This window comes from Pseudomonas sp. LAMO17WK12:I10 (assembly GCF_900215185.1).
GTDB classification, from domain to species: domain Bacteria; phylum Pseudomonadota; class Gammaproteobacteria; order Pseudomonadales; family Pseudomonadaceae; genus Aquipseudomonas; species Aquipseudomonas chlororaphis.
The window spans coordinates 1-16,204 of sequence record NZ_OBDX01000027.1; the positions used below are offsets into that span (position 1 = coordinate 1).

The 16,204-nt window shown below is 61.8% G+C and carries 22 protein-coding genes; 3 read left to right on the forward strand and 19 right to left on the reverse strand.

From position 1 onward, the window contains the following. The 19 genes from CRO75_RS24690 to CRO75_RS24780 all read right to left on the reverse strand — a co-directional run. Positions 1–317 (reverse strand): phage baseplate assembly protein V (locus CRO75_RS24690; protein WP_143504051.1); only part of this gene is annotated, 317 nt, incomplete at its 3' end. After that, positions 314–847 (reverse strand): hypothetical protein, encoded by a 534-nt coding sequence (locus CRO75_RS24695; RefSeq protein WP_097138836.1) that lies wholly within the window; start codon positions 845–847, stop codon positions 314–316. The genes CRO75_RS24695 and CRO75_RS24690, both read right to left, overlap by 4 nt. Further along, the gene (locus tag CRO75_RS24700; RefSeq protein ID WP_097138838.1) at positions 840–1,502 is read right to left on the reverse strand and encodes a hypothetical protein; all 663 of its coding nucleotides are present in this window, start codon (positions 1,500–1,502) and stop codon (positions 840–842) included. Before CRO75_RS24700 ends, CRO75_RS24695 begins: the two co-directional genes overlap by 8 nt. Beyond that, a complete protein-coding gene (locus CRO75_RS24705; protein ID WP_097138929.1) occupies positions 1,499–1,819 on the reverse strand; it encodes a hypothetical protein in 321 nt (106 codons plus the stop codon). Before CRO75_RS24705 ends, CRO75_RS24700 begins: the two co-directional genes overlap by 4 nt. Position 1,820: 1 nt before the next feature. Continuing rightward, positions 1,821–2,000 carry a hypothetical protein gene (locus CRO75_RS24710; RefSeq protein WP_097138840.1) on the reverse strand — a complete coding sequence of 60 codons (180 nt, stop codon included), beginning with the start codon at positions 1,998–2,000 and terminating at the stop codon, positions 1,821–1,823. Position 2,001: 1 nt separating this feature from the next. Beyond that, entirely contained in the window at positions 2,002–3,033 is a 1,032-nt protein-coding gene (locus CRO75_RS24715; RefSeq protein ID WP_097138842.1) for a major capsid protein, read from the reverse strand. A gap of 11 nt (positions 3,034–3,044) precedes the next feature. Next, positions 3,045–3,395 (reverse strand): head decoration protein, encoded by a 351-nt coding sequence (locus tag CRO75_RS24720; protein WP_009047514.1) that lies wholly within the window; start codon positions 3,393–3,395, stop codon positions 3,045–3,047. Between the two features lie 11 nt (positions 3,396–3,406). Continuing rightward, positions 3,407–4,600: a S49 family peptidase gene (locus CRO75_RS24725; protein WP_097138844.1), complete on the reverse strand. Its 1,194-nt coding sequence runs from the start codon at positions 4,598–4,600 to the stop codon at positions 3,407–3,409. 2 nt (positions 4,601–4,602) lie between these two features. Beyond that, the gene (locus tag CRO75_RS24730) at positions 4,603–6,210 is read right to left on the reverse strand and encodes a phage portal protein (RefSeq protein ID WP_097138846.1); all 1,608 of its coding nucleotides are present in this window, start codon (positions 6,208–6,210) and stop codon (positions 4,603–4,605) included. Between the two features lie 2 nt (positions 6,211–6,212). Beyond that, positions 6,213–6,428 carry a hypothetical protein gene (locus CRO75_RS24735; RefSeq protein WP_097138848.1) on the reverse strand — a complete coding sequence of 72 codons (216 nt, stop codon included), beginning with the start codon at positions 6,426–6,428 and terminating at the stop codon, positions 6,213–6,215. A gap of 12 nt (positions 6,429–6,440) precedes the next feature. Next, positions 6,441–8,327 carry a terminase gpA endonuclease subunit gene (locus CRO75_RS24740; protein WP_177323797.1) on the reverse strand — a complete coding sequence of 629 codons (1,887 nt, stop codon included), beginning with the start codon at positions 8,325–8,327 and terminating at the stop codon, positions 6,441–6,443. Between the two features lie 43 nt (positions 8,328–8,370). Further along, positions 8,371–8,892 carry a terminase small subunit gene (locus CRO75_RS24745; RefSeq protein ID WP_097138850.1) on the reverse strand — a complete coding sequence of 174 codons (522 nt, stop codon included), beginning with the start codon at positions 8,890–8,892 and terminating at the stop codon, positions 8,371–8,373. Between the two features lie 130 nt (positions 8,893–9,022). After that, positions 9,023–9,367 carry a phage holin family protein gene (locus tag CRO75_RS24750; RefSeq protein WP_097138852.1) on the reverse strand — a complete coding sequence of 115 codons (345 nt, stop codon included), beginning with the start codon at positions 9,365–9,367 and terminating at the stop codon, positions 9,023–9,025. A gap of 207 nt (positions 9,368–9,574) precedes the next feature. Then, positions 9,575–10,033, reverse strand: coding sequence for a hypothetical protein (locus CRO75_RS24755; RefSeq protein WP_097138854.1), 459 nt, complete (start codon positions 10,031–10,033; stop codon positions 9,575–9,577). Positions 10,034–10,043: 10 nt separating this feature from the next. Next, a complete protein-coding gene (locus tag CRO75_RS24760) occupies positions 10,044–10,418 on the reverse strand; it encodes a hypothetical protein (RefSeq protein WP_097138856.1) in 375 nt (124 codons plus the stop codon). Positions 10,419–10,673: 255 nt separating this feature from the next. After that, entirely contained in the window at positions 10,674–13,238 is a 2,565-nt protein-coding gene (locus CRO75_RS24765) for a bifunctional DNA primase/polymerase (protein ID WP_097138858.1), read from the reverse strand. Continuing rightward, entirely contained in the window at positions 13,235–13,438 is a 204-nt protein-coding gene (locus CRO75_RS24770; protein ID WP_097138860.1) for a TraR/DksA C4-type zinc finger protein, read from the reverse strand. Before CRO75_RS24770 ends, CRO75_RS24765 begins: the two co-directional genes overlap by 4 nt. Beyond that, positions 13,431–13,919, reverse strand: coding sequence for a phage regulatory CII family protein (locus CRO75_RS24775; RefSeq protein WP_097138862.1), 489 nt, complete (start codon positions 13,917–13,919; stop codon positions 13,431–13,433). Before CRO75_RS24775 ends, CRO75_RS24770 begins: the two co-directional genes overlap by 8 nt. 126 nt (positions 13,920–14,045) lie before the next feature. Next, positions 14,046–14,270 carry a YdaS family helix-turn-helix protein gene (locus CRO75_RS24780; protein WP_097138864.1) on the reverse strand — a complete coding sequence of 75 codons (225 nt, stop codon included), beginning with the start codon at positions 14,268–14,270 and terminating at the stop codon, positions 14,046–14,048. A gap of 97 nt (positions 14,271–14,367) precedes the next feature. Here CRO75_RS24780 and CRO75_RS24785 point away from each other — a divergent pair, with 97 nt between their 5' ends. The 3 genes from CRO75_RS24785 (at position 14,368) to CRO75_RS24795 (ending at position 16,124) form a co-directional block, all read left to right on the forward strand. Then, entirely contained in the window at positions 14,368–15,072 is a 705-nt protein-coding gene (locus CRO75_RS24785; protein WP_097138866.1) for a LexA family transcriptional regulator, read from the forward strand. Positions 15,073–15,372: 300 nt separating this feature from the next. Next, on the forward strand, positions 15,373–15,882 hold the full coding sequence (locus tag CRO75_RS24790; RefSeq protein ID WP_097138868.1) for a hypothetical protein: 510 nt from the start codon (positions 15,373–15,375) through the stop codon (positions 15,880–15,882). After that, positions 15,879–16,124 carry a pyocin activator PrtN family protein gene (locus CRO75_RS24795; protein WP_097138869.1) on the forward strand — a complete coding sequence of 82 codons (246 nt, stop codon included), beginning with the start codon at positions 15,879–15,881 and terminating at the stop codon, positions 16,122–16,124. The genes CRO75_RS24790 and CRO75_RS24795 overlap by 4 nt, the downstream gene beginning before the upstream one ends. Positions 16,125–16,204: the final 80 nt, after the last annotated feature.

Below are 16,204 nucleotides of genomic sequence, written 5' to 3' on the forward strand. Positions count from 1 at the left end.
CCATCGTCGAAGCGCCAGGTCTCGACGTGGTCGCGGTTGTCCGGCTGGGCACCGGCGTTGCCGTACAGCCCCGGCACGAAGGTGCCCTGAGCGGGCTCGCCGCTCGGGCTGATCAGGACACCCTGCTCATTCAGGCTTGGTGCCCGCCAGTGACGCGCCTTACCCGCCGCCTGGCTGTGCCAACGCACCCAGGCACTGGTCCAACCGCTGCCGTCCGAAACCCGGACCATGGCGGCGGCGAGGTCGACCGCGACCACCCGACAAGGAATTACCAGGCAGGCCAGCATGCGGTCGTGCATTGCCGATACATAGCTCACTCCATGGCCTCCGGTGGCAGATAGTTGCCTTCACCACCCGGGCCGGTGTCGGGAACAAAACCCCAGACAAGCGAGCCTGGTGGCTGATTGGGCCAGGGCCACTCTTCTTCACCGAGGTAGATGACCTGGGTCCACTCGACCACCCAAGCCGCCAGCCCGTCCAGCTCTGGCCTGCTCCAGTCGGGTTCAGCCCGCACCAGCTGGGCCGGCTCAACCTCTATCCCCCAGGTTTGCATACGCAGCAGCACCGCCAGCTGAGCAGCGATAAACGCCGCGACGTGTAGATGATCGTCATGCTCGGCACCGACGATAGCCCGTGCCTCGAAACGCGCCTCGATCGCTACCTCGCCCGTGCCTGGGTCATAGTCAGCGGGCTCGAACCCGGACAGCTCCAGAACAATCCCAGGGACGGCGATGGCTTGAAGCATTCCGGGCATCGTGCCCACGTAGTGCAGACCAGGAATAGCCTGAGCTATGGCCTGCTCCATCGCGGCGTACACCCTCGCCAGAGGGATCGGATCATCAGCCATTACCAGTTCTCCGTAAGAGTTTGTGCATTTCGAAGTTCAGCTCCTGTTCCATCACCACCAGCAACCGCTGGTGAGCCTTGTTCGTCCATGCGCTGAAGTGAGGCCTCACCGCCTCGAGTGAGATCTTGGCCTTGGCCAGCGGGAAACGACTGTCGTTCTCGGCGATCCAGCCCGAGCTGGCCCCACCCGCTTTCGAAACCTCGCTCTCGGGATAGTCGCTCGCTCTGAAGTGCTTGCTGGCCGTGCGGATCCAGATGTCTGGATTGCCGCCGTACACCTGCCGATAGAACGCGCCCTGATATCGCCGCCCCGCCACCGAGACGCCTGCGCGGGTCTGCCTGACCCGGCCAGCACGGCTGGCCTCGATCGGGTTGAGGCCAAACCAGAGTCTGCCCTGCCCGTTGCTGCCCACCGTGTAGGCGCGCAGGCGCTGCCGCACCGCCGCGATGGCAATGCGCTCCTGCTGGCCTACCGAACGCGCGACATGGGTCCGCAGCCAGCGCAAGGTCTTGTTGATGGCCCGCCGCTGGGCTGTGTTGATCGCCTTGGGCACCAGCCCGGCAAACTGCTCGAACCCCTTCACCTGTCGAGGGTTCGCCTGCAGTGTGATCAGGCCGGTGTCGGAGGACTGCTTGTGATAGCTGCCGACATTCATCGAACCTCCCGTAAAGCGAAATTGATCCAGCCCGTGCCGTCCGGGTCACGCTTGGCGATGACGTATCGTCCACCGCCATCCGCAGGCGCCAGATCGCAGACCAGCTGCTGACCTTCCTTGATGCCCGCGGCGTCACCCACACGCACGGAGAAGACGGGTTGACGAAGGCCGGTGTTGATCGTGCCGACCTTTGGCTGCTGCCACGGCACGGACATGAACCCCTTCACCGGCTCGTCGAAACCCTCAATCTCGACCTCATCCCCCAGCTCTTCCAGTAGCGCAGCATCCATGCCCGCCACCTGATCGCGGAAGCCCACGTCAGTCACCGCCGTCCTGATCACCTTTCGGCAGCTGGCCGCGGCGAGCGATCTTGCCTTCGGCCACCAGCAGCTCGGCGACTTCCTTGCTGGGCGGTTCGTAGACCTCACCTTGGCGGGTCACTTTGGCGCCGTCCTGAAGACAACCGTCCACCACTACGTATTCCGTTTTCGCAGCCATGTCACACCACCTTCGCGTAGAGGAAAGCATTCGGTTCCAGCATGCCGGCCAGAGGAGCCGACTGGAGCTTCAGCCAACGCACGCTCGGCTCCTTGGTGACCCAGCTCTTGGGGAAGCGCGCCGCTTCGACCAGGCCGCTCTCGATGGCTTCCAGATCCTGAACGGCCGCGTAGAGCATGGCGTTGCGGGTCGAGGTGGAACCCAGAATCAAGCCGCCAGCTGGAATCACCGGTTGCTCGTTGCCGGTTGCGTCCAGGTACCACTCGTCGTAGACGTACAGATCGATGCCCGGATCGTTGAGGTAGCCGAGGTAGGTCACCCCGTCCGGCAGTTCTTCAGGCTTGATCAGCCCCATGTCCACGCGCCGGCTGTTCAGCTGTTTCAGCACCGTCTCATTGCTTTGGAAGGCATCCTGCGCCTCGGCGCTCAACACACCTACGTTTGCCGATCGACCGGAATCCTTGGCAATCAGACGGCGCCACTGGCGCATATTGGCGATCGGGTCAGAGCCGGCGGTGTTCCAACGCCCGGTGGCAAGCGTGACCTTGTGGGTGTCTTCCATGAGGAAGTCGATGGTGTCATCCACACCGTCGCCGACTACCCGGATACGCCCGGTCGTCAGCGCTTGGGCGCACATCCACTCCTCGCGGCGAGTGATCTCGTCATCGAGGTCCACCAGGTCACGGCCGAGCAGCTCACCGGCTCGCTCAAGCGGAGTGCGTGTCGAGAATGGATTCTCGCCCGCACCGCGCTTCAGGATCAGCTCAGCACGGGTTTCGCGCTTCGGCTGAATGTACGGCGGCTTGTAGGTCGACGAGTTGATGCCGGTACGCTGCGATACGCTGCCTGGCAGGGTCGGGTGTACGAACGGCGCCATCTTGCGCTGGCCCTTCACGATGTCGATGGAGACCGTTTCAGTGCCGAAGGTCTCGGGAGCGCCGCCGTTGAAGAAAGTGTTCATGAGGAAGCGCCGCGGCGTCACCATCTGCTCGACGGCTTCCAGCATGGTCAGGGTGTCGAAAATGTCAGTCATGGGTGCTCCGATCAACGAATGAAAAGGCAGAGAGGACGCAGAGCGGCCTTCGCAGCGGCCAGGGTCAGGCCCTCGCCAAAGGTGAGTTGGCTGCCCAGCACCTGGCCGGTCAGACGGATCGGCGCGCTCTTGGCGCCGTCGGTGGTGTCGACGTCCTGGTCGAGGATCACCGCGGGCGTCTGCGAGCCGTCCTCGGCAGCGGCCTTGCACAGCAGGTACTCACTGGTGGTGGTGACCTGGCCCAGCACCGCACCGCGGGCCAGCTTCTGGCCAGCGGCAATAACGCCGGTGTCCATCACGATGGGGAAGTCGCCCGCCGAGAGCTGGCTCGGCAGGTAGGTCTTGCGTTCGGGGTTGCTCATGAAACTCTCCTTCAGCGGCGCGACGCGCCGGCCACAATGGCGCTGACAGCGGCTTTGCGGTCAGCTTGCTTGCTGTCAGTGGATGGGGAAGTGCTGGTGACGCCTTGGGCATCGCCCTTGATGGCAGCCAGCGAGATACCGCGGTCCTGGGCCGCCTTGAACAGCACCAGGGCGGTGGCTTCTACAGAGCTGCCATCGTCGATGGCCGCCCCGACTTCCTTCTCGAAGCCTTTGGCGGCCAGGGCGTTGATGCCCTTGATGCGCTCACGCTCGGCGGTGGCAGCCTCGGCCGCCTGAGCGATCTCGATGGTGTTGGGGTCGGTGCCAGCTGCAATCGCCGTGCGCAGTTCTGCCGTGGTAGTGACGGTGGTCATGGTGTGTATCCTTGGGGAGTTGAGGGCCGGCTTGGCCAGTTCAGTAATCAGGGATTCCAGCGAGCCCACGCGATGGGCCAGGCCGTGCTTGACGGCGTCGGCACCGACGCGGATCCCGCCGTGATCGCCCATCTCGGGCACCTTCTCGGCAGTCACGCCGAGGTTACGGGCAACCTTGCCCACGAAGACTTCGCCCAGGGCGTCGATGGTCTCGCCCAGCTTCGCCCGGCCTTCCTCGGTGTTGAGGTCCGGGCGCTTGTTGGGGGCATTGCGGCTGACGATCTGGTAACGAGTCCGCCCGCTCACCTTCTCGTTCTCGACTACCGCTTCAACAACGACGCCGATGCTGCCGGCCAGGCTGGCTTCGTCGATGACGATTTCGCTGGCTGCCGAGGCGATCCAGTAGGCTGCGCTGGCTCCGATACCGCCGATGTACGCGACGATGCGTTTGCGCGCGCGGCCGGCGTAGATCATCTCGGCCAGCTCGTTGATGCCCGACGCAACACCGCCGGGGCTGTCGATGTTGAGTACGATCGACCTGACCTTGGGGTCATCCAGCGCTCGCTGAATGTCCGTGGCCAGGATCTGCGTGCTGGTTGCACCGCTGATCTCGGTGAACAGGTTCGCGTAGCGGAAAATCGGCCCAACGACTGGCACCACTGCCACGCCGTTGCGCATGGTCACCCTGCGGGTGTCCTCCAACTGCTCGCCGCGCTTGGTCGCCAGCGCCACCGGATCGCCCATGCGGTCGGAGATGGTCAGCAGGTTATCCAGCGCGTCAGGCAGCATCAGCCAGGGCTGCGAGGCAGCCAGCTCAAGTGCTCGAGGCATTTCTATTCCTCTTCGGGTTTGGGGTCAGGCGGGGTTTCGAGCCCACTCTTGGGCAGGGCCTGCATGTTGTGCTCACGGCGGTAGGCAACCTCGCGAGTACGCTGGCGGATCACTTGCTGCCACGGTTCACCGGTCATGGCCGCCGTTTCCAGGGTCTCGTTGCTCACGCCGATCTCGATACGCTTGCCGGCAGCGTTGGCTTCCTTGAGCTCATCTATGGCGCCACGCGCCGGGCCGATCCAGATGGCTTGGCAATAGGCTTTGCGCCTAGCCGGAGCGTTGTATCCGGGCAGGTCAATCAGCCCCCTGGCCACGGCCTCATCGATGACCAGCTCGCGGCTCGGCTGGCAGAAGTCGCAGGCCAACCACCAGCGGCGCAAGCTGTAGAAGCGCCAGGCCTGGAGCATCGCGGCACGGGCAGCGCTGTAGCTGCTGCTGTAGTGCAACAGCAGCTCTTCCAGCGGCAGTTCCAGTGCCGCGCCGATCTCCTTCACCACCGCGGTGAAGAACGGGTCGAACTGGGCGTTGGGGCGGCCGGGGTTGGCCACCATCGGCTCCTCGCCCACGCCGAGGTCCACGATCGCGCCTTCACCCAGGGCGAGCGTGCCATCAGAGGTGTCGTCACCTCCGGGCTGTTCTTCAGTCAGAGCCGACATCGGCAGGTTGCTGGTGTTGAAGTCGTTGCTCTTCTTGATGAACACGGTGAACATCGCCGAGATCACCGCCGCCATCAGCTCGGCGCTGCTGTAGCGCTCCAGCTTCTGCAGGGGCTCCAGCACCGGGGACAGGTACGGTACTCCGCGCTTCTGCCCAGGCCGCTCCTTGTCGGCCATGACATGCAGCACGCGACGCCGCCCAGTCTCAGCACCGAACACGGTCAGCCGCTCCCAATGCAGCGCCTTACCCGCCAGATGCTCGCCGGGGTAGCCGGAGCACACGTGGTACGCCACAGGCGAACCCAGCCCGTCGAACTCGACCCCTTCCACCAGGTCCGCGCGGTCCATGCCGCCGTTCGGGTTGCCGACACGGTCGGACTCGATCAGCTGCAGCCGCGTACTGAAGATGCAACCGGGGCGCTCCTGGTCCGGACTGGCCACGAACACGTCACCCGCCACCATCGACGACACCAGCACCAGGGCTTGCAGTTGGTAATGGTTGAGCGTCGCTTCGGCATCGCACTCCCTCGGGTCATCGGCATACAGCGACCACAACCGATCCAGTTGAGCGTTGAGTTGTTCGGCCTCCTCTTCGGTCAGGCCCAGCGCTTCATGGTCGACCTGGGCGCGGCAGACCAGCCCAGTGCCGACGACATTGGTGCGTAGCCGCGTGATGGCCGCGCGGGCCACCAGGTGGTTACGCATGGCATCACGGGAGCGCGCCACCAGCATCCGGCGCTCGTTCTGATTGAAGTCGCGCCGTGGGCTGCCAAGGCCAGGCAGCCAGCTGGCTACACTGCGCAATACCCGTGACGCGCCGCGCCAACGGGTTTCAACCCCACCGCCGCCGCCCTGGGCGACGATCTGTTGCCCATCGACCGATGCCCTGGCCACGCGGATCGCTTCAGTCATCAGCTGCTCGGCAGCCGACTCCCGTTTACTGAACGGCCACATGGTCAGATCCCCACGTAGGAAATGCGGTTGCGGCCCCTGCCCTGAAGCGTTGCCTGCTCTGCGGCAACCTCTTCGGCGTACTGTTTCTCCAGCAAGCGCAAGCTGTTGAGCTCGGCCAGCTGGACCTCGCGATCCTGCCGACGCAGCCGCTGGCCGTTCTTCAGGACGCGCGAGATCGCCGCCCGGACTTCGGCAAGGCGTTGTTGTGCATCTGTCATGGTGAACCTCGGTTAGCTGACGCGGCTCCGTGTGCCCCTGCCGCGCGAAACCACGCGACGAGGAATCGGCGCCACCGCCTGTTCAGTAGTGAAGAGGGTGGGCTGCAGCAGTTGCTGCTCCAGCTGGTCCCATTCGTTGTCGCGCAGCAGGTGGGTCTTCAGGCTGCGGGCCGCGTGTAAGGCGTACACCTCGCAGTCCAGCGCCTCGTTGCGCCGGCCGGCCTTCTTCTGCCAGACCATCTTGCTGGGGTTGCGCGGGTGCGGCGCCAGGACTTCGTTGGTCACCTGCTCGTAGTAGTCCGCGCGGATCTCGCTGTACCAGTGCATACGCCCGGGCCCGCTGCCCTTGAGGCGCATCCGGCCATCGATCAGCGTCTTGGCCTTGTGGGTACCGACGATGAATACACGCAGGCCATACCTGGCGGCCTTGGTGTTGTCCTGGGTGGTGTCCGCCGACTGGGCCGGCTTGGTGAAGATCTCCCGGTCCCGGCTGTCGATGGACGCGCCCTTGATCGCCATGATGTTGAAGCGCTGGCGATCCCGTACGTAGGTGTACACCGCGTCGCTGGTGTTACCGTCGGAGCTGTCGATGCTGACCGCCGACACGGCCAGTTGCGCACCGCTCTCGGTGGGGATCGGCGTGGCGATGATCCGGTCAAGCTCGGTCCACACCCCATCATTCGGGTCGATCGGGTTGCCGGGCAGCTCGCCCCAGTACAACCGCCAGGACTCCTCCCCTCGCCCCCAACCCACGATGACCAGCGCGAGGCGGTCGCCCTGGACGTCGACACCGACCGTGACCAGCAGCGTGCCCTTCGGGGCAGTCAACTCGGCGTAGGGTTCGGCACGCTTCTCCAGTTCGTCCGTTTTCGGAGCGTTGTTCTTGTACTCATAGCTCTCGCCCATCGAGCTGTTGGTGAAGGCGATCATCGGGCCGATGTTGCCCAGCGACGCCGCGTGTTCGGCCTGCAGCTTCTTCTCCATCAGCACTTCGAAACGCGAGCCATGGAACGTGGCATACAGCTCGTTGAGGATGTAGCCGGCGATGCCGCGGAACTCGGCAGTTGCCTCCCAGCGCCCACGCTTGAGGTTGGCGTTCTTCTGGTGGTCATCCCAGATCTCGCCGCAGTGAGGGCATGCGTAGTACGCCGTTTCCGGGCGGCGCTTGCCGTACACCTCGTGGAAGTAGTGCTCGTCCTCGTCGCAGTGCAGGTGGTCAAAGCTCAGCGCATGCGCCTGGCCGCAGCCGTGGCATGGGACCAGGCCCACGCGCTTGTCCGACAGTTCCAACTCGGCATCAATCGCCGACAGCCCTTTGATGGTCGGGGTGCCGCCGATGATGATCTTCGACCGGCGGAACGTCTTGAGGCGCTCCTTGGCCAGCTTGATGCTGTCCCCCTGCCCCCGCAGGTTCAGGTTGCAGTCGTCGGGCTCTTCGATTGCAACCCGCGGAACCGGCGTCGATTTCACGCTGGCCGGGCTGTTGGAGCCGACCATTTTCAGGAAGCCGCCGGGGAAGCGCTTGAAGTCCTGGCGCTGCTGCAGCTTACGGCTGCGCAGGTCGACTTTCTTGCGCAGCCGCGGCGTGGCCTCGATCATCGGCTCGAGCTTCTCGCCGACATACTGCTTGGCCGCCTCGGCCTTGGGGAACAGCACCAGGATTGGCGAAGGATCGAGGTCGATCCACTTGCCCAGGGCATTGCCCAGCACGCCCGACGTCCAGGCCACCTGCGCCGACTTACGGCCCACAATCTCGCTGACGGTCGGATCGTCCAGCGCCTCCAGCGGGCCGCCTGGCCAAGTCAGGTGCGGCGTCACGTCGAACCGGTATTTGCCGGGACGTGCCGTTTCTTCCGGTGCGAGCCAGCGGAACTTGTCCGCCCACTCGATGATGCTCATGCGCGGGGGTGGCGCCCACTTGCGGCAGACCCGGCCCATCGCTTTACTCGCCGTCTTCCTCAGAGCCCTCCTCGTCGTCCGGCTCGTCAGGATCCCCAGCGAGATCGTCATCCTCGTCATACGCGGACAACCTCCTCAGTATTGATTCGATGGGCGCGCGGATCAGCAGGTCATCAACCTGCACGCCGTACTGCGCGGACAGGGTTGCCGCCAGCTCATCAGGGAAGGTATTCAGCAGCTCGATCTTGGCCGCGGTGATCACCGCTTCGAAGCGCTCGACCATCTCGGCTTCGATCACGACTTCACCCAAGTCCTTGGCCAACGCCAGTTCTTCGCGATCTCCGCGCAGCCTGTCGAGTCGGTCGCGGGTGGATTCCTTCTTGCCGTTCAATGCGGCCTGGCGCATCAGCCATTCGATCACCGCCTGGGTGTCGTACTGGTTTTCGTTGCCACGCCCCACGCCGAACTCGATCACCGGCATGCCTTCCTTCTGCCAACGGCTCAACGTGCGTTCGTCTCGACCGACGATCTCGCCGAGCTCGACCTTGCTGACTGTCATCCCCATTTCTAAGTCCTTGAAAAGACGGACATCCCTGCCGAAATCTCAGCTGCAGGGAACCCGCGAGTCTGCGCACCCGTGTAGGGGGCGGGCCGGGGGGAGGACCCAGAAAATCGGCCCCCTCCCCCTGGTCGGGTCATTGCCCTGCCTCGCTGCTAGGTGGCACCTGCCCGAGGCCCAGCCGCTTCGCAGCCCAGCGTTCGTAGAGGCTGATCGCGACATCGGCACCGGCCATTGCGGTTAGGCAGCCGACCGATGCTGCCGCCCACACCGAAACCCCGAGGGCATACAACAGCATGTTGGTCGACAACCCGCAGGTGACACAGGCACCCGAGCGCAAAGCCAGCCGGCGGACCAGCCCCCAACCACGAGCACCCGCCTTGTCCGCCCGCCACATCTCTCCCGATACGCCGCCGACCAGGGACAGCACGATCACCATCCAGATCGGCAGCTCGGCTAACGTTTGTTGCTCGCTATTCATGTAGGCCTCATTGGCAAAGCACGGCGCTGGAAAAAGAAAACCCCGCCGGGTGGCAGGGTTCTCGATGCCCCGACTGGTCGGAGCGGGTTGCACAGCACAGTGCTTGTGGGGGAAGCGCCTAAGCGCACTTGTCATATCGTGGCGACTTTTTACCCCTGACCGGAAAAACCGAAAAGAGGCAATTTTCGGTACGTTGCAATGTGGGGGCTATGTAGCTTCAATGTTGCACACAAGTAGCATTGGCACCCGACGAACGGTATGGGCTCGATCTGGACCTAACCGCGCCGCCAGGATGCCTTGCACCTGCAGATGCATCGCTTTGACCCAGTTGCGATAGGTGCGGTCGGCGTCTTCAGCCAACCCAACCTGGCGCATTTGTTCCCGCACCGGTGCTTCATGCAGGTAGCGAAACACCGCCAGTCGCGCCAAGACTTCGCCGCGCTTGTCGCGACGCCTCAGTTCGGCCACTGCGGCATCAACTTCAGCTGCAGCGTGATCAAGTCCAGCACCCGCCACCAGGATGCTGGAGCCAGCAGCACCACCGCGAGGCGCGGCGCCCTTCCACTCCATGATGCTGCCCATCTGACTGCCCAGGCCAGACCCGAGACCGAGCCGGGCACGCTGTTCCGCCCAATGGCGCATCAACTTCTCGACGTCAGCAAGCATATGCAGCCCCTTACTTCCGGCGACCCGAAGTCCTTTCAGCTTCGACTTCTCTTTTCAATTCCGCATTGCGGTTGCACATCGGCTCAAGCATGGCAATAACTGCCAGGTAGTCAGGCAAGTGATCACTCACCAGGATGTAGTCAATCACGCCGTCATGGGCTTGAACGTCGAAGATGTGTAGAACCTCTGGCAGTTGTTTGAAGGAGGTTTCAGCCGAACGCTGGTAGTGGCGGTACACGTCTTTAGCATCGTCCCAGAGATGAAAACCCATGGACTTCAAGTAATCGTCGCCATCCCAGGTGTCTTCCCACTGCTGCCCCGAGTACTCCTCCAACTGCTCGGCAACACGTTTCAGTTGTCCATTTTCTACGGTGTAAATAGCCATTTTTTGCCTTCCTACGCTTCTGGTTTATGTCGGAACTTTTGTCGGAACTCTGTCGGAATGTTAAATCCCTTTAAACTCAATGCTTTAACGCTAAACTCAGACAATCAGACAGGTATTTTGAGAAAGCCTTACGTATGTAGGTGTGCGCACGTGCACATGAGGACTTTCAAAAACTCTGTCGGAATGTCGGAATGCCCGATTTTATTGGGCATAACCCTGTCGGAACGTTGTCGGAATAGTGTCGGAATGTCGGAATCAGAAAGGTCCCGGCGGGGGCAGAACATGGCGGTCGAAAGCCGTCGTAAACTTACGGCATTCCAGCCCGGCCTTGCCTGCCCAATCGCGCCCCAACTCTCCCTTCTCGGCCAAGAAAGATGGCGTGACATAGATCCGCTTCGTGATGAACTGATCCCCTTTCGTGGGGTAGCGAATATCGGTTCTTGCCTGCTTCAAATCCCTCACAGCCTCCTGCGTGAAGTCGCGTTGCCTTCGCTTGAACTCGTTCGCACCGTCACACCACTTACAGAAGGCGCGCCACAAGTCGTCCTGGGTGACAGCAGCGGTCACCGGAAACTCTGTCTCCCCGGCTAGCCATCGACGCACGAAGTACCGTGGCGCCGGTAGGCTTCCATCAATCAGCCCCTGCTTTTCCTCATTGAGGGGTGGTTTTGTATGGGGGCTGAAACCTGTCAAATCAAGTCCCATCAGGTATTCATAGAACGCAGCGATACCCCCTGACTCGATCTCGTTCACCAGGGCCTCGAAGTACTCCTTGGGCGGGACCCGATCCACATACAACACCAGGTACCGACGGTCCCCATCATCAAGAGCCAGCGGCACGGTGGAGTTGGAAAGGAACACGAAGTTGAGGTGGTTCCTCTCCTCCCTCACCGGCATGTTCTTCTCATTGATCTGCAGTGTCTCTCCTGTGACCAGGTGCTTTAGCACCCCCTTGTAGTGCCGCATCTCTTCACGACTCACCACCTCTTCAGCCAAAGCGAACAGCTTACGGCTCTGCCAGCCGGTGAACTGGCTCTCCAGCTGCGCCTGCCCGATGGTAGTACCGTAGGCACCATAGATCTCACGCACCACCTTTTCCCACAGCAGGCTTTTGCCTGGTCCCTCGGCACCGAACATCACCACCGCCGTAGCCATCTTCGCGCCAGGGTTCTGCAGCGGGTAGGCGATCCACTTCAATAGGAATCGGTACTCATCCGCGCGGTTGTTGCACAGCAGCCCCAAGTGCTTGAGGATCAGCTGGCAACCCTCCTTCCCGCGCTCATCCCGCTCAGCGTGGAACCCATCGAACAGGTTCAACATCATCGGATTGCAGGTCTCAGTCGGATCAAACACCACATCCTGAGCCATGCGGCGGTGCTCGCTCTCCTGCCACCACTTGTATGTAGTACGCCCGACCGCCTCACGGATGGCGGGCAGCTTGATCATTCGCCCCCGGGCACAATCCCAGGCGACGTCAGACCCGTAGATCACCACGAAATCGCGCAACAACTCCTGCTCGCTGATCCGAAAGCCCCCCGTGCCCCCGGGGGTGTGTGAGCCGGGCTGGTAATCATCTTCCGGCCACTCCGGAGAAGGGGCGCCGGGAGGAGGTTCGTAATCCGGTACAGCAGTCGCAGGCAATGATTCCACTCCTGCCAACACCTGCTCACCGGAAGGGGCGCGGGGAAGGTCATCGGCCACTGGCCTCGCCTCTCCCAACGGGGGTGGCGAGGGAGGCCTAGACTGACCACCCAGGCCAAGCAGGCGCGCCGCTTCCTTGGTGGCGGAACGCACATCACCACCATGCTCGAGAATACAGAACACATCGAATGCATCGTTCTTGTGCCCGTTGGCCAACGGATCGGAAGTATGGTGCGAATACAGCTTGTCATCGTTGATGGTCACACCCGGTTCCCCGCTGCTGCTTTGCGGGCACAACCACTTCCCATCGATGCGCTTGTACCCATGTGCCTCGATCAACGTGGCGATGTCATGGTAGCGATTGAATTCAGGGATGACTTCGGGAAGCCGGTCGCCGGAACGAGCTGCAGCCGGTGACGTCTTGGCTGCAGGACGAGTCGGGGTCATCGCCGGCTTTGGCTTCCAGGGGCAAACGGCCTCTGCCTTGGGCTTGAATTCATCCCATCCTTGCCAGATGGCCAATAATTCAGCAGGCAACTCCGGCAAGCCATCAGCTGCTGGCGGGGTGCGCCACGTATATGGCTTACGGGTACCTGGGTGAATGGATGGTGGCAGCACGTCCTGCACCAGACCGCCCCGCAGCTCGAAAACAGTCACTTTCTTGAAGGGCTCAGCCGCCATTCGGAAAGCGGCCTCGCGTGCGGCATCGCCCTCGTCGATGGCCGCCTTTACTTGCGCCATGAGCCCTTTGTAGATGGTGCCATCAGGGTCATTCTTGTTCGGCCACACCAGCGAATGGCGGCTCAGCTCCACCCCGTCAGGAACACGAAACATGACGCGAAATCGCGCAGGATTGCCCACAGAGGTCGGGTACGCCACCGCGATTGCATCGACGTCAAGGCCCAGCGTCTGCTGCAGTACCTGCCGCGTAAACTCGACATCATCGACATCAAGCGAACAGACACGACTCGGCCCGAGCACAACGCCGAGGTTGTGGCTCGGGCTTGCATTCCAGAACGCCTCCGCCGTCGAGGCATCAGTGAAGTAGCCACCGGGTTTGTTCCAGCCGTTACCCTTTGGCCCCTTCTCACCTGGTTCAATCGGAACCAGGGCAAGACCGAAGGTTTCAATGTAACGCCGCGCCCAATCAGCTGTGGTAGGAGTTGGACGCTCGCTCATCTGCGTCGCTCCCGTAGTTCCTGGCAACTGATGCAGGTTTCACAGCCCGCAACCGACTGCTGACGGGCAAGCGGGATCGGCTCGTCGCAGTCATCGCAGAACTGTGAACTTGGCTTGGCAACCTTGCGAGCATGGCGCAGCAGCGAAACCTGCAGAAAGTATTCAGCCTGATCGTTGGCGAGATCGATAGCGTCAGCCATTGGCCTGATCCTCCATGGCTTGGCGCGCACCCGCAGTGATCGCAAGCACCTGACGGATAACGTCCATCCCGCAGGCTTCCAGCCTCTGAACTTCATGAGGCTCCCACACGTTGTCCGCGGCACCTTCGTGCATACTACTGACAAACTCCGCTGCCTCGTTGAGCAGCAAGCCAACTGCTTTCAGTTGCTCATTGGTTGCCGGAACTGGCTGCGGGCGGTACCAGACCACCCCGGCAGCCCTCCCCAAGGCATCCAGCACGCGCTTGTCAGAGGTCCACTGCAACACCTCTTCAAGCTCGTCAGGCGTAAGCCAGCGACGCTCTTCATCGTGCTTCAGCTTCTTCTGCAGGGCATCCAAATCCATGCCCATCTCAAAAGCCAGGCGGGTAATACCACCTTTGTATTCGCGACCTGCGCGCCAGAGCGCGTGCCGCAGGGAGAGAGCCGGACTGGCGTCCGGCTGATTGTCGATGCGACTCATAACCGTTAATCCTCGTTTAACGGTGTAGTCATGGGATCAGGCAAGCCCTATCCTACGACCACGACCGTACTGTGCTGTGCTGTGTCGTAGCTGGACTGGGGAGGTGAGAGTCCCCAGTCCAGCACCCTATTTTTTTACTTGTCTTAGATATGCCCAATCGATGTCCGGTCGAAGCGCTTCGCAACGAATCACCCCGCTCGTTTCCCGATCCAGGCTGACAGCCAGGCCTGCACTAGCGCGACGGTTCCCGTAGGCCACCTGCTTTAACTGGCCAACCGACGTTCCACAGTGACCCGCGAAAACCTCAAGCCCTTCCTTGTCCATCGTTTTTAAGTACTCGCTAAGCGTCATAGACACCTCCATTGGCGGCGAGATTAGCAATTGCTAATAAACAAAACAATAGCATCTCGTAATTTACTGTTTGCTAACGGAAAGCAATCATCACCGAATGGATATCAACGAAAGGCGTATCGCCTCCCTCCGCAAGATCATGGGTCCCCTGAGCCAGAAGGAATTCGCTGAGGCTCACGACCTGGATGCGTCGTACCTATCACAACTGCTGAATGGCCATCGCAAGCTGGGGGAAAAGGCTGCTCTGACTCTCGAGCTAAAGATCGGGCTCACAGCAGGGACGCTGACATCTCCCCCCTCGCAGGAGCCCCTCACCGCAACCTCAGACAACGTGGTTCGCCTACCTAGCAGGTCGGCCAAAGACAAGAACTTCGTACTGATCCCGCATCTCGACATTGCGGCATCCATGGGGCATGGCAAGGCAGCCCCGGGAATGCACATTGAAGTCATCCGCGATATGACCGTTCACCTTGATTGGTTGAGGATGCAGGGTCTCAGCTTCTCGAAGATCGACAACCTCGCGATCATCACCGGTGACGGTGACAGCATGTCCGGCACGTTCTCCGATGGGGATGCCTTGCTTGTAGATCGCGGCATCACTCAGGTGAAGACTGATGCCATCTACGTATTCACGCTTGACGGCGACTTGTACATCAAGCGCCTCCAGCGCCTGACCGGCGGACAGCTCCGAATGATTTCGGACAACCCCGTTTACCCACCCATCACTATCGACGAGTCGATGATTGATCGCATGCATATTCAGGCACGCGTACTGCTCGTCTGGAACGCAAAAAAGATATAGCCCCTCACTTGCTGTGATCAACCGGCTCAAGTGCTGGGGCACAGCCACACCCAGATAATTTAGCGTTTGCTATTGAATAACCAATTAGCTTTTGCTAATTTCAGGTCGCGTCAGCCTCTCACATCAAGGACACGGCCCCATGAAAACAGCACAGTACAACGGACCCGGAGCGGTTCTGATACGTCCCACCGCCTGCAGCAGCCTGGCTAAGATTCAGGCGTTCCAGCACCGCACTGGCATGCAGGTTGTCGTCTCTAGCACTGGCAAAGCCCACGCCATTCCCTGCACAGGGGGTGCCGTATGAGCGAGTTCAATATCCCACTCAGCCGGGTCATGGTGCTCGAACGCACTCTGGAACACGGCGGCACCGTGACCTGCAAACTGCAGCGCCCCGAGGCCACGCTGGATGCACAAATCTACGTCGAAAACGACAACACCACTCACCACGTCAAGGTGACGATGGGACCGCTCGCCAGCTCGCTGACCCTGCCTCGCAAACTGGCAACCAAGCGTCAGTCCTTGCGGGACTTCCTGCAGAACCTGGCCAATGGCCGAGCTGACTCCGGCGCCCAGTCGGAAGAGGCCCTCGCCCTCATGGAAGCGCAGGAGAGCGTGGACAATGTCCTGCTGATTGGCCAGATCGCCTACGTCATCACTACCACCAACCCTGAGCGCCCCTTCGGCGCGGTCGTGACCAACGACCAGGGCGAGGTCTGCGCTGCGGCCACCGGCTCCAGCAAAGAGCACCTCGCCGCAGCCGTGCGCGCCAAGCTCCGGCCCGGCCAAGAGGGGCCTGGGGAGCGAACATGAGCACGCTAGATCAACTGCGCAGCGAGTGGAGCACCCCATGCCCAACGCTGACCGCTGTGAGGGAGCGGTACTTTCCTCACATCGGCTCGGATCGGCGATTCAGGGAGCTGATCAACAAGGGCGAGATCGAGCTGAAGCTGAACAAGCTGCACAACTCAGCGAAGGCACAGCACGTGATCTACCTGCACAACCTCGCCCAGTACTTCGACGGCCAGGCTGAACAAGCCTCGCATACCGTTTGAATCAGGCGGCCCCGGTCATCAGGGGCAACCAGCCCACCACCGACTCTCACCTCACTCGGCGGTGGGCTAACTTGGAGCAC

Coding starts and splice junctions, on each gene's coding strand:
- CRO75_RS24760 (WP_097138856.1), bottom strand. CDS start 10,418: ATGGCTATTTACACCGTAGAAAATGGACAACTGAAACGTGTTGCCGAG.
- CRO75_RS24790 (WP_097138868.1), top strand. CDS start 15,373: ATGAGCGAGTTCAATATCCCACTCAGCCGGGTCATGGTGCTCGAACGC.
- CRO75_RS24770 (WP_097138860.1), bottom strand. CDS start 13,438: ATGGCTGACGCTATCGATCTCGCCAACGATCAGGCTGAATACTTTCTG.
- CRO75_RS24755 (WP_097138854.1), bottom strand. CDS start 10,033: ATGCTTGCTGACGTCGAGAAGTTGATGCGCCATTGGGCGGAACAGCGT.
- CRO75_RS24695 (WP_097138836.1), bottom strand. CDS start 847: ATGGCTGATGATCCGATCCCTCTGGCGAGGGTGTACGCCGCGATGGAG.
- CRO75_RS24725 (WP_097138844.1), bottom strand. CDS start 4,600: ATGCCTCGAGCACTTGAGCTGGCTGCCTCGCAGCCCTGGCTGATGCTG.
- CRO75_RS24735 (WP_097138848.1), bottom strand. CDS start 6,428: ATGACAGATGCACAACAACGCCTTGCCGAAGTCCGGGCGGCGATCTCG.
- CRO75_RS24700 (WP_097138838.1), bottom strand. CDS start 1,502: ATGAATGTCGGCAGCTATCACAAGCAGTCCTCCGACACCGGCCTGATC.
- CRO75_RS24775 (WP_097138862.1), bottom strand. CDS start 13,919: ATGAGTCGCATCGACAATCAGCCGGACGCCAGTCCGGCTCTCTCCCTG.
- CRO75_RS24780 (WP_097138864.1), bottom strand. CDS start 14,270: ATGACGCTTAGCGAGTACTTAAAAACGATGGACAAGGAAGGGCTTGAG.
- CRO75_RS24720 (WP_009047514.1), bottom strand. CDS start 3,395: ATGAGCAACCCCGAACGCAAGACCTACCTGCCGAGCCAGCTCTCGGCG.
- CRO75_RS24745 (WP_097138850.1), bottom strand. CDS start 8,892: ATGGGGATGACAGTCAGCAAGGTCGAGCTCGGCGAGATCGTCGGTCGA.
- CRO75_RS24710 (WP_097138840.1), bottom strand. CDS start 2,000: ATGGCTGCGAAAACGGAATACGTAGTGGTGGACGGTTGTCTTCAGGAC.
- CRO75_RS24785 (WP_097138866.1), top strand. CDS start 14,368: ATGGATATCAACGAAAGGCGTATCGCCTCCCTCCGCAAGATCATGGGT.
- CRO75_RS24765 (WP_097138858.1), bottom strand. CDS start 13,238: ATGAGCGAGCGTCCAACTCCTACCACAGCTGATTGGGCGCGGCGTTAC.
- CRO75_RS24795 (WP_097138869.1), top strand. CDS start 15,879: ATGAGCACGCTAGATCAACTGCGCAGCGAGTGGAGCACCCCATGCCCA.
- CRO75_RS24750 (WP_097138852.1), bottom strand. CDS start 9,367: ATGAATAGCGAGCAACAAACGTTAGCCGAGCTGCCGATCTGGATGGTG.
- CRO75_RS24740 (WP_177323797.1), bottom strand. CDS start 8,327: ATGAGCATCATCGAGTGGGCGGACAAGTTCCGCTGGCTCGCACCGGAA.
- CRO75_RS24715 (WP_097138842.1), bottom strand. CDS start 3,033: ATGACTGACATTTTCGACACCCTGACCATGCTGGAAGCCGTCGAGCAG.
- CRO75_RS24730 (WP_097138846.1), bottom strand. CDS start 6,210: ATGTGGCCGTTCAGTAAACGGGAGTCGGCTGCCGAGCAGCTGATGACT.